This is a genomic window from Sphingomonas sp. DMC6 (genome assembly GCF_056314225.1).
The window spans coordinates 49,132-75,604 of the sequence record NZ_JBQUYT010000013.1 but is presented as its reverse complement, the minus strand read 5'-3'; the positions used below and the strand labels follow the sequence as shown (position 1 = coordinate 75,604).

The 26,473-nt window shown below is 64.5% G+C and carries 26 protein-coding genes; 8 read left to right on the top strand and 18 right to left on the bottom strand.

The window, feature by feature from the left end:
- Positions 1 to 191, top strand: a 191-nt coding sequence (locus ACT53M_RS19085; protein WP_476235452.1) for a hypothetical protein, incomplete at its 5' end; no start/stop codon positions are given.
- A gap of 15 nt (positions 192 to 206) precedes the next feature.
- Here ACT53M_RS19085 and ACT53M_RS19080 read toward each other — a convergent pair.
- Both ACT53M_RS19080 and ACT53M_RS19075 read right to left on the bottom strand, forming a co-directional pair.
- Positions 207 to 692 carry a flavin reductase family protein gene (locus tag ACT53M_RS19080; protein ID WP_476235450.1) on the bottom strand — a complete coding sequence of 162 codons (486 nt, stop codon included), beginning with the start codon at positions 690 to 692 and terminating at the stop codon, positions 207 to 209.
- A 53-nt stretch (positions 693 to 745) separates the two neighbouring features.
- A complete protein-coding gene (locus ACT53M_RS19075) occupies positions 746 to 1,903 on the bottom strand; it encodes an oxidoreductase (RefSeq protein ID WP_476235448.1) in 1,158 nt (385 codons plus the stop codon).
- A 396-nt stretch (positions 1,904 to 2,299) separates the two neighbouring features.
- Between ACT53M_RS19075 and ACT53M_RS19070 the strand changes: the two genes are divergently transcribed.
- Both ACT53M_RS19070 and ACT53M_RS19065 read left to right on the top strand, forming a co-directional pair.
- A complete protein-coding gene (locus ACT53M_RS19070; protein ID WP_476235447.1) occupies positions 2,300 to 2,506 on the top strand; it encodes a RidA family protein in 207 nt (68 codons plus the stop codon).
- 511 nt (positions 2,507 to 3,017) lie between these two features.
- Positions 3,018 to 5,120: a TonB-dependent receptor gene (locus ACT53M_RS19065; RefSeq protein ID WP_476235445.1), complete on the top strand. Its 2,103-nt coding sequence runs from the start codon at positions 3,018 to 3,020 to the stop codon at positions 5,118 to 5,120.
- Between the two features lie 150 nt (positions 5,121 to 5,270).
- On the opposite strand, the gene ACT53M_RS19060 is transcribed toward ACT53M_RS19065, so the two are convergent.
- Genes ACT53M_RS19060 through ACT53M_RS19015 form a run of 10 tightly spaced genes read right to left on the bottom strand, consistent with a single transcriptional unit; the run spans position 5,271 to position 14,770 of the window.
- Positions 5,271 to 5,681: a carboxymuconolactone decarboxylase family protein gene (locus tag ACT53M_RS19060; RefSeq protein ID WP_476235443.1), complete on the bottom strand. Its 411-nt coding sequence runs from the start codon at positions 5,679 to 5,681 to the stop codon at positions 5,271 to 5,273.
- A 20-nt stretch (positions 5,682 to 5,701) separates the two neighbouring features.
- Positions 5,702 to 7,132, bottom strand: a complete 1,431-nt coding sequence (locus ACT53M_RS19055) for an NAD-dependent succinate-semialdehyde dehydrogenase (RefSeq protein ID WP_476235441.1) — start codon at positions 7,130 to 7,132, stop codon at positions 5,702 to 5,704.
- Between the two features lie 32 nt (positions 7,133 to 7,164).
- Entirely contained in the window at positions 7,165 to 7,740 is a 576-nt protein-coding gene (locus ACT53M_RS19050) for a cytochrome b (RefSeq protein WP_476235440.1), read from the bottom strand.
- A 14-nt stretch (positions 7,741 to 7,754) separates the two neighbouring features.
- Positions 7,755 to 8,540: an SDR family NAD(P)-dependent oxidoreductase gene (locus tag ACT53M_RS19045; RefSeq protein ID WP_476235438.1), complete on the bottom strand. Its 786-nt coding sequence runs from the start codon at positions 8,538 to 8,540 to the stop codon at positions 7,755 to 7,757.
- Positions 8,537 to 10,126 (bottom strand): acetolactate synthase large subunit, encoded by a 1,590-nt coding sequence (locus ACT53M_RS19040; RefSeq protein WP_476235437.1) that lies wholly within the window; start codon positions 10,124 to 10,126, stop codon positions 8,537 to 8,539. The genes ACT53M_RS19045 and ACT53M_RS19040 overlap by 4 nt, the downstream gene beginning before the upstream one ends.
- A 12-nt stretch (positions 10,127 to 10,138) precedes the next feature.
- Positions 10,139 to 11,062 (bottom strand): alpha/beta fold hydrolase, encoded by a 924-nt coding sequence (locus ACT53M_RS19035; RefSeq protein WP_476235436.1) that lies wholly within the window; start codon positions 11,060 to 11,062, stop codon positions 10,139 to 10,141.
- A gap of 3 nt (positions 11,063 to 11,065) precedes the next feature.
- A complete protein-coding gene (locus ACT53M_RS19030) occupies positions 11,066 to 11,671 on the bottom strand; it encodes an amino acid synthesis family protein (protein ID WP_476235434.1) in 606 nt (201 codons plus the stop codon).
- Between the two features lie 36 nt (positions 11,672 to 11,707).
- The gene (locus ACT53M_RS19025; protein ID WP_476235433.1) at positions 11,708 to 12,196 is read right to left on the bottom strand and encodes a VOC family protein; all 489 of its coding nucleotides are present in this window, start codon (positions 12,194 to 12,196) and stop codon (positions 11,708 to 11,710) included.
- The gene (locus tag ACT53M_RS19020; protein WP_476235431.1) at positions 12,183 to 13,217 is read right to left on the bottom strand and encodes a WD40/YVTN/BNR-like repeat-containing protein; all 1,035 of its coding nucleotides are present in this window, start codon (positions 13,215 to 13,217) and stop codon (positions 12,183 to 12,185) included. The genes ACT53M_RS19025 and ACT53M_RS19020 overlap by 14 nt, the downstream gene beginning before the upstream one ends.
- A 44-nt stretch (positions 13,218 to 13,261) precedes the next feature.
- Positions 13,262 to 14,770, bottom strand: coding sequence for an aldehyde dehydrogenase family protein (locus ACT53M_RS19015; protein WP_476235429.1), 1,509 nt, complete (start codon positions 14,768 to 14,770; stop codon positions 13,262 to 13,264).
- A 155-nt stretch (positions 14,771 to 14,925) separates the two neighbouring features.
- Between ACT53M_RS19015 and ACT53M_RS19010 the strand changes: the two genes are divergently transcribed.
- Positions 14,926 to 15,705 (top strand): 2-keto-4-pentenoate hydratase, encoded by a 780-nt coding sequence (locus tag ACT53M_RS19010; protein WP_476235427.1) that lies wholly within the window; start codon positions 14,926 to 14,928, stop codon positions 15,703 to 15,705.
- A 13-nt stretch (positions 15,706 to 15,718) separates the two neighbouring features.
- Positions 15,719 to 16,522 (top strand): SDR family NAD(P)-dependent oxidoreductase, encoded by an 804-nt coding sequence (locus tag ACT53M_RS19005; protein WP_476235426.1) that lies wholly within the window; start codon positions 15,719 to 15,721, stop codon positions 16,520 to 16,522.
- Positions 16,523 to 16,657: 135 nt separating this feature from the next.
- On the opposite strand, the gene ACT53M_RS19000 is transcribed toward ACT53M_RS19005, so the two are convergent.
- Positions 16,658 to 17,845 (bottom strand): MFS transporter, encoded by a 1,188-nt coding sequence (locus tag ACT53M_RS19000; RefSeq protein ID WP_476235425.1) that lies wholly within the window; start codon positions 17,843 to 17,845, stop codon positions 16,658 to 16,660.
- A gap of 58 nt (positions 17,846 to 17,903) precedes the next feature.
- Positions 17,904 to 19,268 carry an aminotransferase gene (locus ACT53M_RS18995; protein ID WP_476235423.1) on the bottom strand — a complete coding sequence of 455 codons (1,365 nt, stop codon included), beginning with the start codon at positions 19,266 to 19,268 and terminating at the stop codon, positions 17,904 to 17,906.
- Positions 19,269 to 19,476: 208 nt separating this feature from the next.
- Here ACT53M_RS18995 and ACT53M_RS18990 point away from each other — a divergent pair, with 208 nt between their 5' ends.
- Positions 19,477 to 20,424 (top strand): LysR family transcriptional regulator, encoded by a 948-nt coding sequence (locus ACT53M_RS18990; protein WP_476235421.1) that lies wholly within the window; start codon positions 19,477 to 19,479, stop codon positions 20,422 to 20,424.
- Between the two features lie 67 nt (positions 20,425 to 20,491).
- Here the strand turns inward: ACT53M_RS18990 and ACT53M_RS18985 are convergent, their stop codons facing one another.
- The 4 genes from ACT53M_RS18985 to ACT53M_RS18970 form a co-directional block, all read right to left on the bottom strand.
- Positions 20,492 to 21,706: an acyl-CoA dehydrogenase family protein gene (locus ACT53M_RS18985; RefSeq protein WP_476235419.1), complete on the bottom strand. Its 1,215-nt coding sequence runs from the start codon at positions 21,704 to 21,706 to the stop codon at positions 20,492 to 20,494.
- 192 nt (positions 21,707 to 21,898) lie between these two features.
- The gene (locus ACT53M_RS18980; protein WP_476235417.1) at positions 21,899 to 23,167 is read right to left on the bottom strand and encodes a cytochrome P450; all 1,269 of its coding nucleotides are present in this window, start codon (positions 23,165 to 23,167) and stop codon (positions 21,899 to 21,901) included.
- Positions 23,164 to 23,943, bottom strand: a complete 780-nt coding sequence (locus ACT53M_RS18975; RefSeq protein ID WP_476235416.1) for a glutamine amidotransferase-related protein — start codon at positions 23,941 to 23,943, stop codon at positions 23,164 to 23,166. The genes ACT53M_RS18980 and ACT53M_RS18975 overlap by 4 nt, the downstream gene beginning before the upstream one ends.
- Before the next feature lie 6 nt (positions 23,944 to 23,949).
- Complete coding sequence (locus tag ACT53M_RS18970) at positions 23,950 to 25,272, bottom strand: glutamine synthetase family protein (protein ID WP_476235414.1); 1,323 nt, start codon at positions 25,270 to 25,272, stop codon at positions 23,950 to 23,952.
- A gap of 114 nt (positions 25,273 to 25,386) precedes the next feature.
- Here ACT53M_RS18970 and ACT53M_RS18965 point away from each other — a divergent pair, with 114 nt between their 5' ends.
- On the top strand, positions 25,387 to 25,824 hold the full coding sequence (locus ACT53M_RS18965) for an AraC family transcriptional regulator ligand-binding domain-containing protein (RefSeq protein WP_476235413.1): 438 nt from the start codon (positions 25,387 to 25,389) through the stop codon (positions 25,822 to 25,824).
- Positions 25,821 to 26,471 carry a helix-turn-helix transcriptional regulator gene (locus ACT53M_RS18960; protein ID WP_476235412.1) on the top strand — a complete coding sequence of 217 codons (651 nt, stop codon included), beginning with the start codon at positions 25,821 to 25,823 and terminating at the stop codon, positions 26,469 to 26,471. The genes ACT53M_RS18965 and ACT53M_RS18960 overlap by 4 nt, the downstream gene beginning before the upstream one ends.
- Positions 26,472 to 26,473: the final 2 nt, after the last annotated feature.

Below are 26,473 nucleotides of genomic sequence, written 5' to 3'. Positions count from 1 at the left end.
GCGTCGCCACCCGATACGACAAGCTCGCGGCCAACTTCCTTGCAATGGTCCAGCTTGCCTCAATGCGGCTGTGGCTCCTGTCCTCAAAATTAGGATCCAAGGCGTCCAGAAATCTAGGGGCTACTCACCCTAGCGAATCCGAATTTGATGCGATCTTCATCTCGAGGCGTGTGAGCGAAAGCTCCGGGTGAGGCCGCCTGAGTGCTTCAGCCTAGGAAGGAAGGCGTCGCGCAGCGCCCGTCCGCCCAGATCAGCGGGTCGATAATCTGGTGATTGGTGATCTCCTCCACCTCTCCGACAAAAAGCGTGTGCGTGGCGACGTCGATCCGTGACACGATCTTCGCCTCCATCGAAGCCGCCGCATTCCGAAGGACCGGCAGGCCGGCGCTCGACGCTACCCAGTCTCCTGTGGCGAACCGCTCCAGGCCTTTCACTGCGCCGCCGAACACCGCCACCAGGTCCTTGTGACGTGTCGCGAGAAGGTTCACGCAGAAGCACTCTTCCCGCTGCAACACCGCGCACAAGGATGCGGCGCGATTGATCGATACCAGGATCGTCGGCGGATCGGCCGCCACCGACATAACGGCGGTAGCGGCGATCCCGGTCCACCCCTCACCTGTTCCGCCCGTGATGATCGCGACTGAACTCGCCAGCCGACGCATCGTCTGTTTGAACTCTGCCGTCACGTTCACTTGCTCCTTTCGCCGTAGCTTTGCTCGCCCTGTCGAGCTGGTACCGACCGGACCTAGTCGGCAGCGCTGGCAAGCTCCCAGGGCCCAAGTTCGGAATTCTCGCGCAGGAAGGGCACGGCATCGCTTTCGGGCAGCTCGAATTCGCGTGCATAGCGGTGGCCGCCAAACACCGCTGCGGCGATCGTCCCGGGCGCCAGCGCATCGCCGATACGCGATACCGACTTGATCCCTGCCGCGTGCAGCGCATCACGATCGGCAGTCAGCTCGCTGTAAATAGCGTCGTCCGCGGTGCGCGACGTCACCAGCACGAGCGACTGCGCCGGCAACTGCCGCGTGCGACCGGTGAAAGTACATGCCAAGGTCGCAGTCCCGTCAGCAAATGCGGTGACGCCATGGTTGGCGAGGATTTCCACACCTTTCTCCAGCAGGCGTGCCTGGATGCGGGGCGGTTCCAGCGTGTTCCCAGTCCAGCTCGAAACCAACGCCGCCGGCGTCACCAGTGTTACTTCGCGGCCCAGATCGCGCAGCCGCTCGGCGATGACTCCGCCCATGTAATAATGGTCGTCATCGAACAGCAGCACCGGCCCTTCCGGAATCCTGCCGTCCATGATGTCGTCGGGGGTGAAGATTGCGTCTGCATCCCAACCGCCGGGCGCCTGACGATGGTACCGACCGACCCCGTCGCGCCGCCAGTGCGCGCCGGTTGCGACAACGATACGGTCGAACCCGGCCTGCTTCGCGCGCAGCGCCGCAGCGCGATGCCAGCGCCGGAGATTGCGAATGTCCTCCTTGTCCATCGCGCGCGACTGAACGGGATCATAGGAAACCACCGACTGCGACGACGGCCCCAGCGGCACTTCACGCGAAATGCGGTTCTGTGCCCGGAAGCCGTGATGGCCGAGCTCCACACCGGCAAGCGAGTCGAATTCGTGAATGGCGTCGGCCGCGCGCGCCAGTGCCGGAATATCGCGGTCGTCCCATAGCCGCGCCTCATTGTGCGGCGAGATGTCGGCCGAAGGATGGATCTCGCACACTTCGGTGCAGACGACGGCCCAGCCCCATTCCGCCTTAACCCGCCGCATCGCCGCCATGCCCGACGGCGCCCGGTGACCCATGCCGTTGCAATGCGGCACCTGATAAAAGCGGTTGCGTGCCGTGACCGGCCCGATCTGCACCGGCTCGAACAGAATGTCGTACTGCGTGCTGCGCAACCCCACCTCCTGGATGTCGAGCGAAACCAGCCATCTTCATTCGCGGCTGGGGGCGCCCCTCATAGGGATATTATTGATCATTTGCAACAATAATAGCCCTTAACGCCATTTTGTTACGTATATTTGGTTTATGCCAGAGTCCGTCCGGCCAGTTCCGAGGGAGAACCACTTTGTCTCATTGCATCCGCTTCAGCAGTCCCGATGGTGTTACCCCGCCCTATGGCCCCCATTCGAACGTTGCCGCGGTCTGCGCCGGGACGGAGTTGATCTTCCTGTCCGGCCAGGTCGATGCCCCCCCCCCCGATGGCACCGTTTCCACGTCCATTGAGGAGCAATATCTGCAGACGATCACCACGATTGCCGTAATCCTCCGGGCGGAAGGCCTGTCGCCGGAGAATGTCGCCGGAGAATATCGTCAAGCTAACGACCTATGTGACCAAGCCGATGGATCCGGTAATGCTGCGGACGATGCGTCATTCGGTGTTCGGGGACATCCAACCGGCTGCCACGTTGCTGTTCGTTCCGCGGATCGCGAGCGAGGAGTATTTTGTCGAAATCGATGTAATTGCCGCGCGCGCCTTACCTGCCTGCGTAACGGCGTAGTGGGGCACAATGCCACGGCTTAGGCCACGAGACCGATTCGCGTGGCACCGCCCACCTCGTTCCCCAATTGCGCACCTCGCACGATTTTTCCTGACATTGTTACATATTTGCAACTCGCAAAAACCATCAAAACCTTTTAATATCAATATATTATGAAAAACAATCTAGCGATCTTAGGGCTTCCTTCGCCGGCATTTCGCCCTTCAAGTTTACCGTTGCGTTTTTATTGAATCTTCGCAACAATGCTCCCCCAGAAACAGCAATAATTGCCTCCGAGTAAACGGAGGAGTCCGCAGCAGGAATCGCGCCGCACGATCGCGGCAGTCGCCTATTCGCGAAGAGGGGAGCTATGTCCGAACAAACCCACTGTGTTCGCCTTGTGTTGCTTGCCGCAGTATCTCTTCTGCCGTTCACGGCGACAGCGCGCGCGCAAACCACCTCCCCCACGCAAGACAATGGGCAGACCTCCGCCAAGGACGCCCCCGCGCCGGCTCCCGACTCCGAAATCATCGTGACCGCACAAAAGCGCCAGCAAAGCCTGCGCGACGTGCCGCTCGCCATTTCCGCGATCGGGCAGGAAGGGCTGAAGGCGGTTGGTCATCAGGACGTGACCGCGCTGGTCAACCATGTGCCCAGCTTCCAGGTGCAGCAGTTCAGCCCGACGACCGTGTCGTTCAACATCCGCGGCGTCTCGCAGAACGACTTTGCCGACAGCCAGGAGGCGCCGATCGCCTTCTATAACGACGAAGTCTATGGCGCCGCCCTTTCGGCGATCAGCGGCCAGAATTTCGACCTAGAACGGATCGAAGTGCTGCGCGGCCCGCAGGGGACCCTGTTCGGCCGCAACGCCACGGGCGGTCTTGTGCAGTATATCACTGCCAAGCCGACCCGCGATCTGCAGGCAGGTGCCACCGTGACCGCAGGGTCGTTCGGCGAGGTGGGTGTCGACGGCTTCGTCAGCGGTCCGTTGAGCGATCGCGTTCGCGCACGTCTGACGGTGAGCTCCGATCATTATGGGGGCTATATCAACAATCGCATTGGCCCGGACGTGGGCAGCCGTCATTTCCTCGCCGGCCGCTTCCAGATCGAGAGTGATGTGGGCGACGCCGGCCTGTTCCGCCTGAAGTTGCAATATCTCCAGAACCGCGGCGAGACGAGCGCGCCCTATTCCTGGCTGGCAGCGCAGCCGAACGCGGACGGCCTCGGCGTTCCCGCCCCGGGTTCCACCGACAATCTCGGCTATATCAATACCGGCGGTCCGTTCAGCCAGGCGCTGAACAACGTACCGCGCTTCCGGCGCACCTATTGGAGCGCGACGGCGCGCTATGAACAGCCGCTGAGCGATCACATCGACCTTACCTCGATCAGCGATTATCAGCGCGTCAAGAAGTTCTATGGCGAAGACACGGATGGCACGCCGTTCAACATCTTCAACTATTACCAGAACCAGACGCAGTGGCAGGTATCGCAGGAACTGCGGCTGACCGGCAAATATGATCGCCTGACCTGGGTCGCCGGCCTGTACGGGCTCTACATCGATGCGAATGCCCGCGCGACGATCGACGGGAACATCCCCGGCTTCCTCGTGGGCCGGCTGCAGGCCGGGGGGCCACAGCACACCCAGTCCTTCGCGCCCTTCGGCCAGCTCGACTACAAGCTGACGCCCAAGCTGACGCTGACGCTCGGCGCGCGCTACAGCTGGGATCGCAAGAGCGACTGGTACAGCCACTCGGTGGTCGGCAGCTATGGCTATCCAACCGGCGTGGTCACGCTAAATGGCGTCGACGTCACCTTCAACCCGGACAACAACCCGCTGGCCGTGCAATATTATCGCAACTGGTCCGGCAAGGCGGGCCTGGAGTTCCGCCCGGCGACCGACGTGCTGTTCTACGCCTCGGTAAACCGCGGCACCAAGAGCGGCGGGTTCGACATTCCGAACTTCCTGATCCAGGATGCCAACGCCCGCTATCTGGTCGAGACGATTCCTTATCGCCAGGAAGTGCTGACCAGCTACGAAACCGGCTTCAAGATCTCGGCGCTCGACCGCAAGCTGGATGTGTCCGGCGCCGTGTTCCATTACGACTATAGCGACTATCAGGCCTTCATCATCCAGGGCCTGACGGCAGTCATCACCAATCTGCCTGCCAAGGTATCGGGGGCCGAGCTCGAGCTGAACGCGCGCCCGCTGCAGGGAATGCGTCTCGGTGCGTTCGTCACCTATCTCGACACCAAGATCAGCAACGTAGCCTTGCCGTCCGGTCGCGTCACCGATCGGGTGATGCCGCAGGCGCCCGAATGGAGCGTTGGCTGGAACGCAGGCTACAGCTTCGCCGTCGCAGGCGGCCAGGCCTCGATCGATACCGACTGGCGGTATGACGGCGGGTTCTATTTCTCGACGTTCAACGCGCCGATCGACTTCGAGCGCAGCCACGTCGTCGGCAATGCGCGGATCAGCTTCACGCGGGGAAGCTGGACCGTGGCAGGCTTTGTGAACAACCTGACCGATCGCCGCTACCGGGTCTACGACCTCGACAATAGCCTGTCGCTCGGTTCGGCGCAGAGCACCTATGCCCGGCCGCGCTGGATTGGCGGCAGCATCGGTTGGAGATATTGACCGCGCCGATAGAGCAGGACAGTCCCGCAGGACCGAAATACCCCGTCATCCCGGCGAAAGCCGGGATGACTACGGTCCCTGGGGTCGCTTGCGTCTGTTCCAGCTAAATGCGTTTCCGCGCGTTAGAGGGACACTCGACCCCCTCAACCCTCACTCCGCCGCGCTGCTCCCGGCCTGCTCTGCGTCGAACTCCGCGATCGCCGCGCGGGCGATGCGCGTTGAATCCATGCCTGCCGGAACGCCGCAATAGACCGCGACTTGCAGCATTGCCTCGCAGATTTCCTCGCGTGTCAGTCCGTTGCGGAGCGCAGCCTTGACGTGCAGCTTCAACTCATGCGGACGATTGAGCGCGCTGATCATGCCCAGGTTGAGCAGGCTGCGATCGCGGCGTGACAAGCCGTCGCGCGACCAGATGTCACCCCAGCAATAGCGCGTCGACAGCTCCTGCATCGGCCGGGTGAAATCATCCGCGTTGGCCAGCGACGTGGCCACATAGTCGGCGCCCAGCACTTCGCTGCGCAGCGCCAGCCCCTGTTCGAACCGTTCGGTATCGCTCGCCATGCCTCGCCTCTTCGCAGGTTCTAGAGATTGCCGATGAGGCAATATTTGATCGACAGGTAGTCGGCGAGCCCATGATGCGAGCCCTCGCGCCCGAAGCCCGATTCCTTAACCCCGCCGAACGGGGCCACCTCGGTGGAAATCAGTCCGTCATTGACCCCGACCATGCCATATTCCAGGCCCTCCATCATGCGCCACTGCCGCGCGGTATCGACGGTGTAGACATAGGCGGCCAGGCCGAAGGGCGTATCGTTGGCGATGCGCAGCGCTTCCTGCTCGTCGGTGAATGCGAGCACCGGTGCGACCGGTCCGAAAATCTCTTCGTGCGCGATCGCCATCCCGGGCGTGACGCCCGCGAGCACGACCGGCGGGTGGAAGGCGCCACCGGTGGGCACCGTGGGCGGCGATCCGACCACGACGGCGCCTTCGCTTTCGGCGTGGCGCACCAGTTCGGCAACGCGCTGCGCCTCCGCCTCGGTGATCAGCGGGCCCATGGCCGCCGGACAAGACACACCGTCGCCCACCCGGATTGCGTCGACACGCGCCGAAAGCTTCTCGACGAACTGCTGATAGACGCCCTGCTGGACGAGGAAGCGGTTCGCGCAGACGCAGGTCTGGCCGGCATTACGGAACCGCGAAGCGATCGCGCCGTCCACTGCCTTGTCGAGATCGGCATCGTCGAACACGATAAAGGGCGCATTGCCGCCGAGTTCAAGGCTCAGCCGCTTCACCTGGCCTGCTGCCTTGGCCATGATGATCTTGCCGACCCGGGTCGATCCTGTGAAGCTGATCTTGCGCACCAGCGGATGGGTGCAGAACAGGTCGCCGGCATCGGCCGAACGAACCGCCGGCGCCACGCGGAACAGGTCGTGCGGCACGCCTGCCCGCTGCGCCAGCGTTTCCAGCGCCAGCGCCGAAAGCGGCGTCAGTTCGGCCGGCTTGACGATGATCGAGCAGCCGGCCGCCAGGGCGGGCGCGACCTTTCGCGTGATCATGGCCACGGGAAAGTTCCACGGCGTGATCGCGGCGCAGGTACCCACCGGCTGCCGCAGCGTGACGATGCGCTTGCCGGGCGCGTGCGAGGGGATCACCTCGCCATAGGCGCGGCGCGCTTCTTCCGAAAACCATTCGACGAACGCAGCGCCGTAGCGCACCTCACCCCGCGCCTCGTCCAGCGGCTTGCCGCTTTCGAGCGTCATCAGCAGTGCCAGCGCTTCGGTGTTTTCGACGATCAGGTCGTACCAGGCGCGCAGCACGTCGCTACGGGCCTTTGCCGTGCGCGCTGCCCATTCCACCCGGGCGGCGTCGGCCCGCTCGATGATGCCAGTCAACGCGGGAACATCATAGCGCCGGACCGTCGCGACCAGGCTGCCGTCGGCGGGATTGTGCACCGGCAAGCCAGCTGCGTCGAAATGGTCCTGCTGCAGAAGCTGCAGGGCATCGTCCTTGGTCATCTCAAATCCCCGTGGGTGTTGGGCGGCAGGGCTCAGAACATGCGGCGCAGGACATCGGTGGGGCCGTTGCGGTCCTGCAGCCGATGCTTGATGGCTCCGCCGACGTGCAGCGCGATCAGCCCGAGCAGAATATAGGCGCTATAAGCATGCAGCGTGTCGAACACCGCAAAGGCCTTGTCGTTCTTCGGCAGCAGTTCGGGCAGTTGGCCGAAAAAGAAGAAGGGCACGCCGTCGCTCTGCGTGAAGCTGGACGACATCGCATAACCGAGCATCGGGATCAGCAGGGTGAAAGCCATGATCAGGCGGTGGACGATGTGCGACAGCAGCTTTTCCCACGGCTTCAGTGCCTCGGGCGCGTGCGGCAACAGCTTGCGATAGCGCCAGCGCAACAGCAGGTGCACGATCGCCAGCAACCAGACGAGCAGGCCGAACTGCTTGTGATTGGGGTAGAAAATCTGGTAAACCCAGGCCGGCGTGCTGCTTTCGGGCAGGCGCGTCATGTACCAGCCCGATGCGATCATACCGAGGATCAGCGCGGCGCGCATCCAGTGCAGCACGCGCATCGAAAGCGGGTATTTCCCGGTCGCTTGTCCCTGTTGGCCCTGCATTGCCATGCTTCCCCTCAAAGATAGACGCCGCGCGAATAGCCGCCGTCCACCGTCAGCGACTCGCCCGTAACCAGCGGCCCCTCGGCCAGCGCCAGGAACGCCACCATGCGGCCGATGTCGCTCGGCTCGAGAATGGTGCGGGCGGGAATGTCCGCCAGAAATTCTCCCTCGATGTCCGCTGCCGAAAGGCCGCGCTCCTCGGCCATTTCGTAGAACAGCTCCGCCAGATGCGGCGTGCGCACGATGCCGGGGTTCACCGTGTTGACTGAAATGCCGGCCGGGGCGAGCTGGTCCGACAGCACTTTGGTGAGGTGCGACACCGCGGCGTTGCGCAGCCCGCTCAGCGTGTCGCTCGATCGGCCGGTCAGCCCACCGATGTTGATGATGTGCCCGCGACCGGCCGTCTTCATGGCGGGCACCACGGCCTGGGCATAGCGCAGATAGCCCCCGACCTTGACGTTCATCGCATCGATCAGCAGGCCTACATCCACGTCCTCGATCGGGCCGCCGATCGGGGTGGAGCTTGCCGCTGCATTCACCAGCACGTCGATGCGGCCGAAGCGGTCGAGCACCGCGTGGACCAGCGCCTGAATGGAGCCGCTATCGCAGGCGTCGGACGCAATCGCCGTCACCGGGACCGCATGGGCAGCGGCAAGCTGCGCTGCCGCCGCTTGCAGGCGGTCGAGCCCACGGGCTGTCAGTATCAGGGCAAAGCCCGCCCGGGCCAAGGCGTCGGCAATGCCGGGAACCAGACCACCGCTGGCGCCGGTCAGGATGGCGACGGGGTGCGTGTCGTTCACGGCAGCTCCGCCTGGATCAGCAGCGGACCGTCGAGCGCAAGTCCCTTCTCCAGCGCCGCCGCCAGTTCCGCATTGGTGGTGGCCCGCACTGCCTCCACGCCATAGCCGGTCGCCAGCGCGACCCAGTCGATCCGCGGTTTGTCGAGCCGGGTGAGGTCGGCCGTGACGGCATGGTCGAGCGGCACCGATGCGCGCGTCAGCTCGGTCTGGAGGATCGCATAGCGGTGGTTGGCGGCGATGATCACCGTCACCTTCAGCCCCTCGCGGGCCATCGTCCACAGCGACTGGAGCGTGTACTGCGCACTGCCATCGGACTGGAGCGACACGACCCGCCGGTCGGGCGCCGCGAGTGCCGCGCCCACCGCGCAGGGCAAGCCCTGTCCGATCGCGCCACCTGTATTGGTCATCACCCGGTGCCGCCGCGCGCGATGCGCGTTGCGCAGCCACGGCCCGCCAAGCGTCGAGCCTTCGAGCGAAATGATCGCACCCTCGGGCAGCTGGGCGATCAGTTCCTCGACCACCGAGGCTGCGGAAAGCGCATCCTGCGGGTTCAACGCGGGCGCTGCCACCGGCGCGGGCGCATCCGCCGCATCCGTCGCGCCCATCGTCGCTGCGAGGCGCTCGAGCGCGTCGACGGCGTCGTCTCCGGCGGCGGCGAGCGTCACCAGGCGGGAGTCCGGCACCAGCTGGCTCGGCCAGCCCTCATAGCCGAAATAGCTGATCGGCGCGCGTGCACCGGCAAGCAGGACCGTCGCATCGCCCATCTGCGCCGTGACGTCGTCGGGGAAATAGGCCTGGCGTTCCACCACCGGCAGATCGCCGCCGAGCGTGACGATCGGCGGATAGGGCTCCATGAGCAGCCGCCCGCCGAGCTTCGCCGCGATGCGCGCGCCGGCGCGGATGCCGCGTTCGCACAGCGCATCGGCACCGAGGAGCACCAGCACCTCGCCCGCCCCGGCCAGCCCGGTCGCAGCATTTTCGATCACCGCGTCCGCAACCGCTGTCCGCCCTGCGCCGGTTTCCGCCACAGGCGCAGCCTCGTCCGGCGCCACCGCGTCGACGATGTCGGTGGGGATCACCAGCGTCGCGGCGCCGCCGCCGTCCCGGCGCGTGGCGGCAAAGGCTGCGGTTACCCCGGTCTCAATGTCCGCGACCTTGCCCAAATAGAGCACTTCCTTCGACACCGGCGATGCCAGTGAGCGAATGTCGGACGTGAGCGGCGCATCGGCGGCCAGATGCCAGGTGGCATGGTCGCCGATCAGGTTGACGATGCGCGATCCCGCCCGCCGTGCATTGTGGAGATTGGCGATGCCGTTGGCGAAGCCCGGACCAAGGTGCAGCAGGGTGAGCGGCACCTCGCCGGAGACGCGCGCATAACCATCCGCCGCGCCTGTGCACACACCCTCGAACAGGCTCAGCACGCAGCGCAGCCGTCCGTCGCGGGCAAGCGCGCTGACCAGCCCGAGCTCGGTCGTACCGGGATTGGCGAAGCAGATGCGCGCGCCGCCGCGATACAGGCTGTCGACCAGAAGGTCGGCTCCCAGCCGCTGGACAGGCGGCACTTCGACGGCAGTTTGGCTGTTCACGATATACCTCTTCTAGCTGCGCGGGGCGCCCCGGCAGGCATCGAGCCCGGCCAGGAACCCCTCCACCAGGCGTTCGAACACCGTCGGCGCGTCGTCATGCACATAGTGCGATGCCTCGGCGACGGTGGCATGGGTCAGTGCAGGGTTGCGAGCTTCGAGCTGCTGCACCATCGCCAGATTGCAGAAGTCCGATCGTCCGCCGCGAATGACCAGCGTCGGCGTGCGGATAGCTTCGATCACCGGCTGGAGATCAACTACCCGTGCCGGGTCCGGCGCCACCCGCGTGGCGGCGATACCCTCCGCGTCATAGCGCCACACGATCCCGCCATCGGCATCGGCACGCATCGATTCGAACAGCCGCTCCTCGATCGCCCCATCGGCGACATTGGGCCGCAGCGCCCGCCAATAGGCGCGCGCCTCGCCCCAGTCGGCAAAGCGGATCGGCAGCGCGGCCATTTCGCGTTTGATCCGCTCCGCGCCCGCGCCCGAGGCGGACGAACCGGCCGTAATGTCTTCGACGACCAGACCATCAAGCCGATCCGGATGGCGCGCCGCGTAACAATAGGAGGTCGTGCCCCCCATCGAATGGCCAAGGAGGACGAAATGCTCCAGCCCCAGCGTATCCACCACGCACTCCAGGTCGGAGAGATAGGCGTCGGTATAATAGTGGCGGTCCGGGTCCCAGTCGCTCTCCCCCCGCCCCCGCGCATCGAAGGCGATAAGTCGGCGGCGATCCGACAGTGATGCAGCAAGGCCGCGCCAGGTGCCGGAATAGCCGCGCAGGCCATGCAGAAGGACAATGGCAGGCGCCGCCTCGTCCCCCCACACGCGCACATTGAGATTGATCGGCCCATTGGCGATCCGCTGCGTCTTCTCCCCCTCCAGCAGGGGAATCGGCTGCGGCGGCGCAACGGAGACGGCAGGCCCGGTGGTCATGGCTCAGGTCAGCCCGTTGCCTTCGGCGTCTTCGGCCTTCAGGCCGCCTAGCCGCGCATTGAGGCGACCGCGGGTGGCAAACACCCAGCACACGATCACTTCATCGCGATTGGGCGCGTCGTCGAACGAGACGCTCATCGTGTCATAGTGCGAGCGTACGTACAGCGCATCCTTGTGGCCGAACGGAATGTCGAGGATCGTCCCCGGCACGCCGCGCTTGCCGGTCGACGGTACCCAGGAGGCACCGCCGCCCACCGCGTCGCGCACCGGGTTGGCGGCCGGATTGGTCAGCAGCGCATTGCCATGCTCATATTCGCCGTCGATGCCGACCAGGATCGCCTTGCCATAGCTTTCGATCTTCGCGCCGCCCGACAGCGCATTCAGCCGCCGGCCGATCTCAACGCCCAGCGCAGGCGATGCCTCGATCCAGGCGGAGAGATCCTCGACGAACTGGCCCGCATAGGGGTTCTTGATGCACGCGCCGATCATATACTTGAACAGCGGTGCACCGTCCGCCGCCGCGCCCGTTTCGCCGGCCCAGATCTCCTCGACCTGGCTGAACCATTTGCGAATGTGGAACGGGCCGAAATTCGGCGCATAGGTCGTCATGATACTCTCCCTAGAATGTCTGCCGCAGCGGGCATTTCACAGTGCGGCCGGATCGACGGGATCGGCCTGACCCTGATTACGGCCGAGTTCCGCCTGTGCAGCGCCATCCGCCTGCGGCACGCGCTGGCAGATGACCTCCAGCATGTGGCCGTCCGGGTCGTAGAAATAGATGCCGGTCGAGACGCCGTGATCGAGGATCTCGGCAATCTCAACCCCGCGCGCGCGGAAAAATTCGTAGTTGCGGCGCAGATCGTCCATGCTCGTGCCGGCCAGCATCAGGCCGACATGCTCGAACTCCTTGCCCTTGCTCGCCCCCTCCTCGCAGGGGAACAGCGCGATGTCGTGATCGCTGAGGCCGAAACTCATGAACACGCCACCCGTATACGGGCCGTCCGCCGCACGCGCGACGAGCTTCATGTTCAGCACCTCCGCGTACCATTTGGCCGAGGCTTCAGGATCCTTCACGAACAGGACGATATGCGCGATCCGGTCGATGTGGATCGGCGAGGTCTCACGCTGTGACATGCGGCAGCCCCAGATCGGAGGGAACACCCCGCACCCAGGCCAGATCGGTGATCTCGTTGAACTCGCGCCACTCCTTGGCCCAGGTGCGGCCGCCATCGGTGGAGCGATAGAGATAGCCGAACTTGCTGGCGGCCAGCAGGAAATCGGGATCGGCGGGATTATTGCCAAAGGCCCACATGCACGAGTTGGACGGACGGTCCAGATCGGCACGCGTCCACGTCTCGCCGGCATCCGTCGAGTTCAGGATTGCCGCCGTCGTACCCGGCGTGCCGTCACCAATGCCCACGGCGATCTCGCGATTGCTGCCCGGTTTGCGCATCAGCAGCCGCGAATAACGCAGGCCCCACGCCTCCTTGGCAACGGTGCGCGTCCAGGTCTTGCCGTCATCGGTCGAACGATAGAGCGCGATTACCGTCAGCGCGAGGTGCACGCGCGAGCCATCGTCCTGCTTCAGGATCACGATATCGTGGATGTCGGAATTGCCGCCGAACTCACTCCAGCTGGTGTCGATCCGCTCCCAACTTTCGCCGCCGTCGCGGCTGCGGTGGAGGCCGCCCTCTTCCACGCCGGCCCAAACGTCCATCGCATCTTCGGGATCGACAGCGAGGGCGAGCATCCGCGGCCGGTTCACGCCGGCGCAGAACTCCGGCATTTCCAGCGGGGTCCGTTCCCAGGTCTGGCCACCATCCTTCGAGCGGAACAGGATCGATCGCGACGGCGCCCCGGTGCCGGCATAGAGAATCTTGGGGTCGCTCTCGCTGGCCACCAGCTTCCAAACGGCATAGCCGTTCAGCGCGCAGTCGATCCGCTTCCAGTGGACGCCATGGTCGGCGCTGTAGAACAGTCCCTTCTCCGCGCCGGCGAAGAGCGCTTCCGGATTGGCAGGATCGATCAGCAGGCAGCGGACGCGATCATCATATTCCAGGTCCTGCCGGATGTTGATCCGATACCAGCTCTTCCCGTCATCATGGGTGCGCATCACCGCCTGGCCATCGGTGGCGACGATCATCGTCCTGCTCATGTCCGCTCCTGTTCGTTTCGTGAGGTCGTGCGGCAGCGTGCGCCTTAGCTGAGGTTCACCCACACGCTCTTGATTTCGCTGTAGAGTTCCATCGCCTGGCGGCCATGTTCGCGTCCCCAGCCGGATTGCTTGAAGCCGCCGAACGGCGTGGCATTGTCGACCATGTTGAAGCAATTGACCCACACGGTGCCGGCCTTGACCGCGGCAGCCATGCGATGCGCTTGCTTCAGGTTGTTGGTCCAGATGCCGGCGGAGAGGCCGAAATCGGAATCATTGGCCTGATCGACCAGATCCTCGACATCGCTCCAGGAGAGCGCGCTCAGCACCGGGCCGAAAATCTCTTCCTTGACGATGCGCATGTCGCGCCCCGCATTGGCGAGAATCGTCGGCTGGAAGAAGAAGCCCTCGTCCAGTCCCTCGGGCCGACCACCGCCGGTGACCAGTTCGGCCCCTTCGTTCTGACCGATCTCCACATAGGAGCTCACCCGGTCCCATTGCTCCTGCGAGACGAGCGGACCGAAATTGACCGTCGGATCAAGGCCGTTGCCGATCGTCAGCCGCGCGGCGTGATCGGCAACGCGGGCCAGCAGGTCGTCATGGATCGAGGTATGGGCATAAAGCCGCGAGCCCGCCGTGCAGGTCTGCCCCTGGTTGAAGAAAATACCCGCCGCAATCGACGCCGCCGCCGCATCGAGATCGGCATCGGGGAGCACGATCTGCGGCGACTTGCCGCCCAGTTCCAGGCTGACCTTTTTGAGGTTGACGGTCGAGCCGCGGACGATCGCCTTGCCGACTTCGGTCGAGCCGGTGAAGGCAACCTTGTCCACGCCCGGATGATCGACCAGCGCCGCACCCGCCTCGCCGAAGCCGGTGATGACGTTGAATACGCCGGCCGGCACACCAGCTTCCAGCGCGAGTTCGGCCAGACGCAGCGCAGTGAGCGGCGTCTGCTCGGCGGGCTTGAGGATAACCGTGCAGCCAGCAGCAAGTGCCGGCGCAACCTTCCATGCCGCCATCGACATCGGATAGTTCCACGGCACGATCAGACCGCAGACGCCGACCGGCTCGCGCAGCGTGTAGTTGAGGATCTTGGCGCCGCTGCGGGGAGACACCGGCAGAGTCTCCCCGCCGAACTTGGTCGGCCACCCGGCAAAATAGCGGAAGGTCTTGATCGAGCCCTCGATCTCCACCGCCTGGGTGAGCGTCGCCGGCTTGCCGTTGTCCATGCACTCGAGCACGGCCAGTTCGGCGGCATCGCGCTCGATCAGATCGGCCAGCCGATTGAGCAGCGCCGATCGATCGACCGCGCTCATGTCGCGCCACACCGGGTTGTTCAGCGCCCGGCGCGCCGCCTGCACCGCAAGGTCGACATCAGCAACGCCGCCTTCGGCAACCTGGCAGAGCTCTTTGCCTGTCGCCGGATTGACCGTCGCGAAGGTCTTGCCCGATTGGGCCTGCACCGACTTGCCGTCGATGATGAGGCCCAAGGGCCGCTGCGCAAGGCTGGCACCGATCGCCTCTGCCTTGGCGAATGCTGGAGACAGATCGTTCATGGCCTCACCCCTCGACTAGCTGCGCGGGCGACGCGATTGCCTGCGCCGCCGCTTTCAATCACTGCCTAACGCATCTACACAGTGTAAACAATACTAGATTTTCATATTTCTTTGTTGCACAGGATAGACAATAAGGAAGGCAGAGGAGATGCAGCGTGGCGGATGCGTTAACGACGTTGGAAGAGGCGCTCCGCGCCGCGCACAGCGCGTCCGGCAGCCCGGTGCCCAATGCGATGCAGGTTCCCGACCTTGCTGCCGCCTATGCGGTGCAGCGCCGCCTCGCGGGGCGGAACGGCCTTCCCGTGATGCTTTGGAAGCTGGGCGTCACCAGCGCCGGCGCGCGCGCGGCCTTCGACACGCACGAGCCCGTTATCGGCCGCCTGCCGGCCAGCGCAATCTACTCGGACGGCAGCACCATCCGCGCTCTCGCCGGCGAAATGTATGCTGAGGCAGAGCTCGTCTTCGAGCTCGGTAAGGACCTGCCCCAGCAAGACACACCCTATACGCACGACGATCTGAGCGGAGCCCTGAAAGGCATCTATGCCGGCATCGAGATCGTCCGGACGCGGTTCGTGTCGAGCGAGCTGTCGCTGCCGCAACTGGTGGCGGACAATGTCATGGCGCACGGTCTGGTATGGGGCCGCAAGCTGGCCGACACCTGGGAAGAACGCTTTGCCGACATGCCCGTCCGCCTGCTCCGCAACGCCGATGCCCCGGTCGAAGGCTCCACTGCCGCCGTACTGAACGATCCGCTGGACGCGCTGGTCTGGCTCGCCAATTGGCTGCGGGAGCATGAAGGCTATGCGCTCAAGCGGGAACAGTTGATCGCCTCGGGCGCCTGCACCGGAGCCACGGAGATCGCCTGCGGCGACACGATCCGCGTGCGCTTCGGCGATGTGGACGCGGCCCGTGTGATGCTCGATGCACGACTTTGATAGGAGAAGCGGAATGTCTCTGGAACTGGGATTGAAAGACAAGGTCGCCATCATCACCGGCGGCGGTGTCGGGATCGGCAAGGAAACGGCGCGCAAGCTCCTGCTGGCGGGCGCCAAGGTCGTAATCGCTGCGCGGACCAAGTCCAAGCTTGATGCCGCGGCGGAAGAGCTTCGGGCGGCAACCGGCGGGGAAATCCTGGCGGTCAGCACCGACACCACCTCGAAGGAATCGGTGGAGGCGCTGGTCGCCGCCACGGTCGAGCGTTTCGGCGCCGTCCACATCCTCGTCAATTGCGCGGCGGCGCCGGGCGGGCTAGTGCGCAACGCGATCGAGTTGGCCGACGAAGACATGTTGATGCTCGACCTCAACACCAAACTGTTCGGCTATTTCCGCACGGCAAAGGCATGCGTGCCGCACATGCGCAAGGCCGGCTGGGGGCGCATCGTCAATGTCGGCGGGCTGACCGCGCGGTGCACCGAGGCACTGTCAGGCATGCGTAACACCGCGCTCGTGCATTTCACCAAAACCCTTTCCGACGAAGTCGGCAAGGACGGCATCACCGTGAACATCATTCACCCGGGCGTGACCCGCACCGAGCATATCGAGGAATGGTTCGCGGAAATCGCCGCCGAAGAAGGGACCAGCGTCGACGCCATCGTCGAGCGCGAAGCGGCAGCGCCGGCGGCCGTGAAGCGCATGCTGGAAGTCGAGGAGGTGGCGGACCCCATCGTGTTCCTCTGCTCGAAGCTTGGCAGCGGCATCACCGGTGAATCGATCGCCGTCGATGGCGGCCTGTCGCGCGCCGTCTTCCTCTGACGCTACAGGGCTGGACGAGCGTCGAAACCGCAGGGTTTCGCCGCTCGTCCGGCCATTAACGGTAGATATTTGGCGCGATAAAAATAGCGCTTGCTCAACGGAGGTCCGGAAAACTCGCGTCCTGCCTCTACCGGGTCAGTGCCCTGCCCGCTGCCCTTCGGCGAAGATCGTCCACACGCCGATCAGAACGCTGAGCAAGAGCAGCGCCGCGCTCATGCCGAGCATCAGGTTGAACGAGCCGGTGAAGAGCGTGGCTGCCCCGGCGGCGGGGCCAAGGCCGGTCCCGAAGGTCTGGATAGATCCCATCGCGCACACCACACGTCCGCGGCTGCATGCCTCGGCGCACATGCCCGACATCAGCGGCTGCGCGAAGTTCCAGCTGAACATCAGCAGCGCCGCGGCCAGCACGAAGGCGCCGGGAGAGACATGCCCCATGAACAGCACGAAGCTGATCACACCGGTCACTCCCGAAATAGCCAACGGCCAGGATCGACCCCAGCGGCGCGGCAGCACCCCCGCCAGGCCGGCGCCCACAACGCCAGCCATGGTGCCAAGCGAAAGCCCCTTGGCGACCACGGTGCCGGCTAGCGCGCTGGCCTGCCCGATACGCTCCGAATAGCTCCACGCTGCACTGATTGCAAAGAAGAGCAGGAACACGCTCGAAAGCGCCCCGATCGTGAGCTGCCAGTCGAGCTTGCCGCCACCGGCGAAGATATCAGGTTCGTCGCGGCTTCCGTCCGGGAAAGATCGCAGCGACGGCAGGACCAGTGCCGTCAGCACCGCAAAGGCGATGAAAATCAGTTCGGGCGATATGGCGGACTGGATCGCCGGCAGCGCATAGAGGAACGCGGCGCTGAGCAGGGCGCCGACCACCAGATAAATGGCGAAGGCGCGATCCGCATTGGCCGCCCGGCCCAGTGCCGCAAAGCTGAAACCGATCGCGATACCCTCGCCCGCGCCGGCGAGAACACGCGCCGCCGCCAGCGCCGGAAAGCTCGCGACGGCGGCGGTGAGGAGATTGCCGGCAATGATCAGGCCGAGTGCTACGCCAACCGCGCGCCGCCAGCGCACCCGTGCCAGGGCGAAGGTGCTCAAGCCGATGGCGACGCCCATCGCATTGATGTCCCACGCCGCCAGATAGCCAAGCTGGTCGTCGTTGAACCCGGTCTTCTGGGCGATAAGGGCGAGGAATCCGGGCGTGATGAAGATCACCACTGCCCCCACCAATCCCACCAGCGTGGCGCTGACCAGCCCTCCTGTGGAAAGGCGCGACGCGCCTTTCTCGGCTTCGGCCATGCCGGCGATCGCGGTATTCAGTTCCACGCCCTTTCCCACTCCGACCTCTTGCGTTTATTTCACCGGCGCCGCGTCCCCCGCCCCGTCACGCCTTGAGCACATCGTCCACTGCCAGTGCGAACTTGTCGACAATTTCGTCGACTTCCGCGCGATTGATGACGAGCGGGGGCGCGAACACCAGCGTGTCGCCCAGCGCGCGCGTGATAAGCCCGCGCTCGGCCGACGCCTTCAGCACCTGCCGCCCGGTGCGGTTGGCCATCGGGAACGCCTCCTTGGTCTCGCGGTCCTTCACCAGCTCGATGCCGAGCATCAGCCCCTTGCCGCGGATGTCGCCGACATGCGGATGCTGGCCCAGGCGATCGCGCAGGCCCTGCATCATGTACGGGCCGACATCGGCGACATTGTCCACGACCTTCAGATCGTCGATGAGCTTCAGCACAGCCAGCGCAGCCGCCGCACCCACCGGGTGGGCCGAATAGGTGTAACCATGGCCGAACACACCGACCTGGTCCGCGCCGCCTTCGAGCACATCCCACACCTTGGGCGAGATGAACACGACCGACATCGGGAAATAGCCCGAGGTGACGCCCTTGGCCGACGTGATCAGATCCGGTTCATAGCCATAGGTCTGGCTACCCCAATAAGTACCCAGGCGGCCGAAGCCGGAGACGACCTCGTCAGCGACGAGCAGGATGTCATGCTTCTTCAGGATCGGCCCGATCTCGTCGAAATAGCCTTCGGGCGGGGGAATCAGCCCGCCCGCGCCCATTACTGCCTCGGCGAAGAAGGCGGCGATGGTACCGGGGCCTTCCGCCTCGATCAGATCCTCGAGTTCCTTCGCCAGCATGCGCGAGAAGTCGCGCTCCGACATGCCGGCCGGTGCGTTGCGATAATAATTCGGCGCGCTGACATGGTGGATCGGCCCCTGCGGCAGATCAAACAGCGTGTGCATGCCGACCAGGCCGGTAAGGCTCGCCGTGGCGACGCCCGAACCGTGATAGGCGTTGCGGCGCGCGATGATCTTCTTCTTCTGCGGCTGGCCGCGAAGATTGTTGTACGCCCAGATCAGCTTGAGCTGGGTTTCGTTGGCATCACTGCCCGAAGCGCCGAAGAACACGCGCGACATCGGCACCGGCGCACGCGCCAGCAGCGCCTCTGCGCATTCGGCGACGACGTCGGTGCTCATGCCGTTGAAGGTGTGGAAGAAGGAGAGCCTTTCGCTCTGCCGCGCGATCGCCTGGGTGATCTCGGTGCGACCATAGCCAAGGTTCACGCACCACAGCCCGGCCATGCCATCCAGATATTCTTTGCCGTCGATGTCCCGCACGCGCACGCCGGAGCCCGACGCCATCACGGTCGGCCCCTCGGCCTTCAGGTCGTTGATCGAGGTGAAGGGATGGAACTGGCTGCGCTGGTCCTGCCGGGCACGCTCGGAAATCTGAGTGGACAAGATGGAACCTCCTGTTTCGCCGCGCTCCCGCGGCACAGCATCCAATTCAACGGTTGTGGAGCAAACTCCACTTAGACGCAACAGTGCAGTTTAAATCTGGCGCATTTTTGCTCTAGAGCAACAATTGTGACGGGCGCGGCGCATACAAGCCGGCAGCGTGGGATCAGTTTGAATTGACATCCCTATGCACATACGGGACGGAGCAAGCATGGAAGACAGACCGGATCTGGGCAACGTCATGGCGATGATGTCGTTTGCCGCCGTAGTGAGCACCGGGGGCTTTTCTAGCGCGGCGAAGACGCTGGGATATTCCAAGGCCGCCGTGAGTCGGCAGATCGCCAAGCTGGAACAGAGCATCGGCGTACGCCTGCTGGATCGCACCACCCGTTCGGTGGCGCTCACCCCCGCCGGGCGCGAGATGTACGCCCGCTGTGCTCGCATCGTTGACGAGGTGAACGAGGCAAATCAGGTCATCACCGGCATGATAGCCAAGCCGCGCGGCGACCTTCGCGTGAACGCGCCCGTCGTCTCGTCGCTGTTCGATCTGACCGCGATCATGCCCAAATTCCTGCACAGCTATCCCGATGTGCGGCTGTTCCTCAACCTGTCCGACAGCAAGGTGGACATGCTCAAGGGTCGGTTCGACGTGGCCTTCTGGATGGGCGATCCGTTCGACGCGAACCTGGAGACAGTACAGCTCCGCTCCTATCCAATGGTGCTGGTCGCCGCGCCCGCCTATCTGGAGCGTGCCGGCGTTCCCTCGACGCCCTACGACCTGAAGGAACATACCTGCATCGTCGAAACCCATCTGTCCAAGGTCGGCGAATGGCGTCTGTCCGAGGACGTGACGATCGCCGTCAACCGCGGGCCGCTGACCACCAACTCTGTTCGCATGGCGCGAGAGGCGACGCTGGAAGGGCTAGGTGTCAGCTATCTGCCGCGCTTTCTCGTCGAGGAAGACATTGCGGCAAAGCGCCTCGACGCCCTGCTATCCGATGTAGTGACCGAGAGCATTCCGCTACACGTCATGTTCCAGCGCGGCAGCTATGGCCTGTCGAAGGTGCGCGCCTTTGTCGATTTCGTTCGCGAGGAAATGCGCGACGAGCGGGAATCCGGCCGCGGCGTCGCGGTACTGGGGCTCGCCACTGCGATCTGAGTTCGGAACGCACTCAGCCACGCCGCGCGGTGCGCGGCGTGGCTGAACCCCACACGCGCGAGGCTACTCAGAGGTCGAGGCAGCCATTCTCGAAGCCGAAGGCGACCGCGCCTAGATTGCGCGCATAGGGCGCCGGATTGTTCGCCACATGCGCGCGCGCGCAATGCAGATCAAGGAAGGCGCGCTGGATGGCATTGCCGAGATAGATCGCTTTGCCGCCCGCAAAGGTCATCAGCGTATCAATCGCCTCGACGCAGCGGGAGACCATCGCCGTGGTGTGGTGCCCCAACTGGGCCCGGCGCTCGATCGGCCAGTCGCCCGTGGCGGCACGCCGGTCCAGCTCGGCAAGATCCGCCGACAGGCGAAGGTCGAGGTCGTTCAGCGTCAGCATCACCTCCGCGACCGCCTCCTGGATCGCGCTGTCTTCGGCGACTCGCAGCCCGGTATAGGTGGTCCGCTTCTCCCGCGTCGTGGTGACGAAGGTGTCGAGGGCACGCCGGAGCGCGCCGAGCGACGTGGTGGAAACGGTGCGGTTGAACAGCTGTGCAAACGGAATGCGATAGAGAAGTCCGGTGTTCAGCGCGTGGCCGGGGCAGTCCAGCTCGAACATGTCGCGTTCGCGGAGCACCCGATAGGCGGGCACGAACACGTCGTCGACGACGATGTCGTTGCTGCCCGTGGGGCACAGGCCCATGGTGTGCCAGGTGTCCACAATAGCATAGTCGCTGCGCGGCAGGAGGAAGTTGTACGGCTCAGGCTGGCTGTCGCCATCGTCGGCGATCATGTTCGCACCGAGGATGACCCACTGGCAATGGGCCGAGCCGCTGGAAAAGGCCCAGCGCCCGCTAAGCCGATAGCCGCCATCGACTTTGGTGACCTTGCCAGTCGGCATGTAGGACGAGCTGATCAGGACGGAGGGATCCTCGCCCCAAACGTCTTCCGCCGCCCGCGGGTCGAACAAGGCCAACTGCCAGTTGTGGACGGCGACAACGCCATAGACCCAGGCGCTGCCCATGCAGCCCTCGGCCAGTGTCTTCGCCACCTCGCAATACACCGCCGGCGACATTTCATAGCCGCCATAGCGCGCGGGCTGCAGGATCTTGAAGAATCCGGCCTCCTGAAACGCGGCGATCGTCTCGGCCGAAACCTGCCGGTTGCGAATGGCGTCTGCCTCTCGCTCGCGCAGCATCGGCACGAGCGCGCGGGCGCGGGCTACAAGCTCTTCCGGAGAAGGCCGCTCAGCGGCCGGGAAGGACGAGATGGCTTCAACCGCTACCTGCATGGCGACGTCCTCTCACGTTCCGGCGCCACCCGATCGTATCGAAACGAATGGCGCCTTTTTGTGAACAATATTGAAATATTATATTTTTCTGTTTCTAATTGTCAACAGCCATTTGGGACAGCCGACGCGGTTTGCGCAGCGTGGGGTTGAAAGCATATCCGGGGACCGCGCTACCGCCGAACGCCCGCTCGATCAGACCGGATGCAGCGATAGGAATACCGACTTGATGCCGTGCACGTGATTGCTGCGCAGGCGATCCGGCGCCTGACGCAATTCGACTGACCCGACCCGCTGCGCCATTTCTTCGAGCAGCACGCGCAATTGCAACTGCGCCGCGAAATTGCCGAGGCAGAAATGCGCGCCGCCACCGCCAAACGCCAGATGCGGGTTCTTCTGGCGATCGATGCAGAAGACGGACGGATCGTCGAACCACTGCTCGGCGCGATTGGCAGAGGCGAAGTACATGGCGACCTTGTCCCCCGCTGCGATCTGCGCGCCGCCCAGTTCCATCGGCTGCGTCGCCACCCGGCGGACGAAATGGACCGGCGTGGCCCAGCGCAGCGCCTCGCCCACGGCCAGACGCGGATTGAGCCCATCGCGACGGAAGCGGTCCCATTCACGGGGATTCTCGGCCAGCGCGACCAACAGGTGCGACATGGTGTGGCGCGTCGTTTCATTCCCCGCGACGACCAGCATCAGGAAATAGTTGAGATACTCGTCGTCGTTGAGCGGGCGATCGCCGACGCGCCCCTGGACCAGCAGGGTGACGATGTCGTCCTGCGGTTCGCGCCGCCGCATATCGGCAAGCTCACGCCCAAGCGCAAAGGCATCGAGCGAGGCGGGATGACCGAACGGCAGCAGGCGACGCTGCTCCTCCGGGAAATCGGCATAGGCGGGATCGTGGAAATCGGGGTCGTCGGAGCCGATCAGCAGATCGCTCCAGCGGATCATGTCGTCGCGGCGGCTGTCCGCGACGCCGAGGATGCTGCATAACGTCGCAATCGGAATCTGCTTGGTCAGACGGCTGACGGCTTCGAACGGGCCTGAACCAACCAGTTCGTCGAGCAGCGCAACGGTGCGGCGACGGATGTCGTCTTCCAGCCGTGCAATGGCGCGCGGACCGAAGCCCTTAGCCGTGATCTCGCGCATGATGCCATGCTGCGGCGGGTCCATTTCCAGCAGCGTCCGCCGCGCGTCGCTCTGCGTTGTGTCGAAATCATCCAGGCTGATCACGCCCTCGCGCGAGGTGAAGCCTGTGGTGTCGCGGGAAACGGCCGTGACCTCCTCATAGCCGGCAACCACCCAGAAGCCGCGATGGCCGTCATAGCGCTCGTTCCAGGCGACCGGAGATTCGCGGCGCAGCCGTGCGAATTCCGCGTGCGGTACGCTCCGGTGCCAGTTGCCGGCGTCGGACAGGTCGATGCGCGTGGTGGGACGCGCCGTGATGGTGCCGATGGTCATGCCTGTTCTCCATGTGCCGAACGGTCTTCCGCGGAGCGCGCCGCAGTACGGTACGGGTCCGGACGCGATCGCAAGAAGTCGACGATCCACCGTGCCGCCAGATGCGCATTACAGGGTTCGGCGAGGCTGGCCTGCGCCTTCGCCCACTGCGCATCGCCCATGTCCCCGCGATGGAAATCGTAGATTTTGGTGACCTGTGCCGCAGTCATTTCCGGGTGCGGCTGAAAGGTGAGGACGTTCGTGCCGATGGTCGTTACCGCAAACGGGCATTCGGCGCTCGTGGCGAGCACCCTCGATTCCGGCGCGAGCACCGTGACCTGATCCTGGTGCAGCGCGATCAACCGGAACTGGTCGGCGCCGGCCGCTACCGCGTCGCCGGCAAGCCAGCCGGGTTTCTCCGTAATCGCATAGGAGGTGATGCCCACGCCCCATTGCGGCGCCTTCGCCACCGTTCCGCCAAATGCGGCGTGCAGATGTTGATGGCCATAGCAGATGCCGACAAGCGGGCGGTGCCGACGCGCCTCGGTCACAAACCCGGTCAGCGCTCTCTGCCATGGTCTGTCTTCATAGACGCTGGCGGGGCTGCCGGTCAGCAGCCAAGCGTCACACAGGTCAGGCGCCACGGGCAGTTCCTCGTCGATCGCCTTCCAGACCCGAAACCCGATGACGGGGTCGGCGCTGTGCAGCAGCGGGGGAAACAAGTCGGCGAAGCCGCCATGGTCGCGGGTCCATTCCGGCTTGTTGTGCCCGCATTCCAGAATCCCGATCACGGTCATGGCGGCTCATCCCAGCTCGAAGAAGCGACGGCGTTCGTCGATCAACGTCTTGCCCTGCATCTGCCGGGCCTGAGACTCGCGCCCGGCGGAAAAAGTCTCGACGAACCGGGCACCCAGCCAGCGCTTTGCAAAGGCGGACTCGCGCATCGCGGCGATGGCGGTCTCCATGGTCCGCAGCAGCGGCCGCCCGGTGGCGCCACCATAGCCATTGCCGACGACCGGTGGATCGGGCTCGAGACCTTCCTCGATGCCGGCCAGGCCCGCCGCGATGGTCGCTGCGGCAGCGAGATGCGGATTGGCATCGGCACAAGGCAGCCGGTTCTCGACACGCAGCGAATTCGGGCTCTCGCCGACAACGCGCAGACAGGTCGTCCGGTTTTCGATGCCCCAGGTGAAGGCAGGCGGTGCGAAGGTCCCCTCGGCGAACCGGCGCCAACTGTTCACGGTAGGAGCGAAGACCAGCATCATCTCTGGCAGGTAGCGCTGCAGACCACCCAGGAAATGGCGGAAGGTGTCGGACATTTGGTGCGACGCCGCGGCATCCCAGAAGGCGGGCGTACCGTCACGGCGACGCAAAGAAACGTGCATGTGCGACGATTGACTGTCGGCCTGTTCCGACCAGCGCGGCATGAAGCTGACCGTCTGGTCGCGACGCATAGCGAGAACGCGGACGAGGTTGCGGAACAATACCGCCTGGTCTGCGGCCGACAGGGCCGGAGCAGCGCGGATACAGGCTTCCATAAAGCCCCCGCCGATCTCCTCGTGCATCTTGGAGAGGGAAATGCCCAGCGTATCGCACATATCGGCGACCGCGCTGTAGAAGTCCGATTGCGCCACCTGATAGATCAGCAGGTCATGGCTTGCATGGCGCGTCGCCGTGAGAAGATTGTTGAACCCCTTTGCCTCGAGCGTGCGCGGGGTTTCGTCGAACAGCGTGAATTCAAGCTCGATGCCGAGCGTCGCCGAGAAGCCGGCAGCGTCGGCGCGTTCGAGGGTACGGCGGAGCAGGCTGCGCGGGCAGAATGCCTGTGCGTCACCGGTGAACTCCGCCAGGTAAAGGCCACTGTCCTGGGGAACCTCGAACGGCAGCGTCACCCGGCTGGCGCGATCCACGACGAGACGGCTGTCGTGATAATCGGCGGCCGCGTCGGTCACGCCGGGCAGTTCGAGAAATATGTCAGTCGGGTCGAGCGCGAGCTGGGCGGCCGACATGCCGACACCGTCGTCCAGGATCCCGTCGATCTCATGGCCCGAAATCTTCTGGCCGCGCAACAGGCCATTGGTATCGACCACCGCCACCGTAACGAACCGATCGCCAGCACCCACCATTTGCGCCCTCCCCGGCCTCCCGCCATTGTTGCGGTAAGGACTTTATTGGGTCGAATGTATCGGCATTGTTGAAACTGGATTGATATTTTCCGGCGATATATTGATATTTTCGATATGCGCGCCGGGAACGCCCTGCCCCAGCATGACACCGAGATCTCGGCACCCGTCGGCGCGCCCCCACGGGCGGTGATCCACGCCCGGGTACTTGCCGCAATCCTCGATGCGGCGCCCCTGCCGGCACCCGCCCGAGCGCGTCTGCTGGATGCCGAGGGGTTGATCGCGAGCGACTTGCGCGGCGCGGACGCATCGGTGCCCCTGTCCAGTTATCTGCGCATTTTTGATCAATTGGCCGAGCAGCTGCAACGCCCGACGCTCGGCCTCGACCTGTCGCTGCGCATGAGGCCGGACCTGATCGGCGCGGTCGGCTATGTGTTTATCCACTCCGCCACGCTGGACGCCGCAATCGAGGCGTTTGCCAGCTCCGTTTTCAGCATCCAGGGTGTGACGCACTGCGCTATGCACGCGATCCGCAGCCTGTCCTGCGCTATGTGATCTCGGACGAGCGGCTCCACCCGCGGCGGCAGGACGTCGAATTCTCATTGGGTTATGTCCATGCGCTTGTACGGCAGTTCCTCGGCCGTCCCTATGCGCCCCGCGAAGTACATTTCGAACATGCAGCGAATGGGCCGCGGGCGCAGTATGACGCGATCTTCGGCTGCCCGACCTATTTCGAACAGCCGCACAACGCACTTATCCTGCGGGAGGAAGACATTGCGGAAGCGGGGCGCCGGCACGATCCTCAGCTCGTAGCGATCCTCCAGCATTATATGGGACTTGCCCGCCCCGGTGGTCCACCCCGCGAGACAATCGCGCAGGAAGTCGAGGCGCTGCTCCCCGGCATGATCGAGGCGGGTAACGCGTCGCTACGGCTGGTCGCAGCCCGGCTGGGCATCAGCGAAGACCAGTTGCGCCGTCGACTGCTCCGGGAAGGCACCTCGTTTCGGCGTCTGCTCCGCCACAGACGATGCGCCAGCGCCGCCCGGCATCTGGCAGAAACCGACTTCAGCATCCTCCAGATCGCGCAGCAAGCGGGCTATGCCGAAACAGCCTGCTTCACGCGCGCATTCCTCGCGGAGATCGGCATGAGCCCATCCGATTACCGCAAATCCAGCCGCCGCGGAACCAATCGCGCCATTTGAAA

What these genes read in the sequence shown, in the direction of transcription:
- ACT53M_RS19060 (WP_476235443.1), bottom strand. Translation starts at nt 5,681, where the DNA reads ATGGCGAGCGATACCGAACGGTTCGAACAGGGGCTGGCGCTGCGCAGC.
- ACT53M_RS18975 (WP_476235416.1), bottom strand. Translation starts at nt 23,943, where the DNA reads ATGACCGTGATCGGGATTCTGGAATGCGGGCACAACAAGCCGGAATGG.
- ACT53M_RS18985 (WP_476235419.1), bottom strand. Translation starts at nt 21,706, where the DNA reads ATGCAGGTAGCGGTTGAAGCCATCTCGTCCTTCCCGGCCGCTGAGCGG.
- ACT53M_RS19035 (WP_476235436.1), bottom strand. Translation starts at nt 11,062, where the DNA reads ATGACCACCGGGCCTGCCGTCTCCGTTGCGCCGCCGCAGCCGATTCCC.
- ACT53M_RS18990 (WP_476235421.1), top strand. Translation starts at nt 19,477, where the DNA reads ATGGAAGACAGACCGGATCTGGGCAACGTCATGGCGATGATGTCGTTT.
- ACT53M_RS19030 (WP_476235434.1), bottom strand. Translation starts at nt 11,671, where the DNA reads ATGACGACCTATGCGCCGAATTTCGGCCCGTTCCACATTCGCAAATGG.
- ACT53M_RS18980 (WP_476235417.1), bottom strand. Translation starts at nt 23,167, where the DNA reads ATGACCATCGGCACCATCACGGCGCGTCCCACCACGCGCATCGACCTG.
- ACT53M_RS19050 (WP_476235440.1), bottom strand. Translation starts at nt 7,740, where the DNA reads ATGCAGGGCCAACAGGGACAAGCGACCGGGAAATACCCGCTTTCGATG.
- ACT53M_RS19005 (WP_476235426.1), top strand. Translation starts at nt 15,719, where the DNA reads ATGTCTCTGGAACTGGGATTGAAAGACAAGGTCGCCATCATCACCGGC.
- ACT53M_RS18965 (WP_476235413.1), top strand. Translation starts at nt 25,387, where the DNA reads ATGCGCGCCGGGAACGCCCTGCCCCAGCATGACACCGAGATCTCGGCA.
- ACT53M_RS19025 (WP_476235433.1), bottom strand. Translation starts at nt 12,196, where the DNA reads ATGTCACAGCGTGAGACCTCGCCGATCCACATCGACCGGATCGCGCAT.
- ACT53M_RS19070 (WP_476235447.1), top strand. Translation starts at nt 2,300, where the DNA reads ATGTCGCCGGAGAATATCGTCAAGCTAACGACCTATGTGACCAAGCCG.
- ACT53M_RS19055 (WP_476235441.1), bottom strand. Translation starts at nt 7,132, where the DNA reads ATGACCAAGGACGATGCCCTGCAGCTTCTGCAGCAGGACCATTTCGAC.
- ACT53M_RS18970 (WP_476235414.1), bottom strand. Translation starts at nt 25,272, where the DNA reads ATGGTGGGTGCTGGCGATCGGTTCGTTACGGTGGCGGTGGTCGATACC.
- ACT53M_RS19020 (WP_476235431.1), bottom strand. Translation starts at nt 13,217, where the DNA reads ATGAGCAGGACGATGATCGTCGCCACCGATGGCCAGGCGGTGATGCGC.
- ACT53M_RS19015 (WP_476235429.1), bottom strand. Translation starts at nt 14,770, where the DNA reads ATGAACGATCTGTCTCCAGCATTCGCCAAGGCAGAGGCGATCGGTGCC.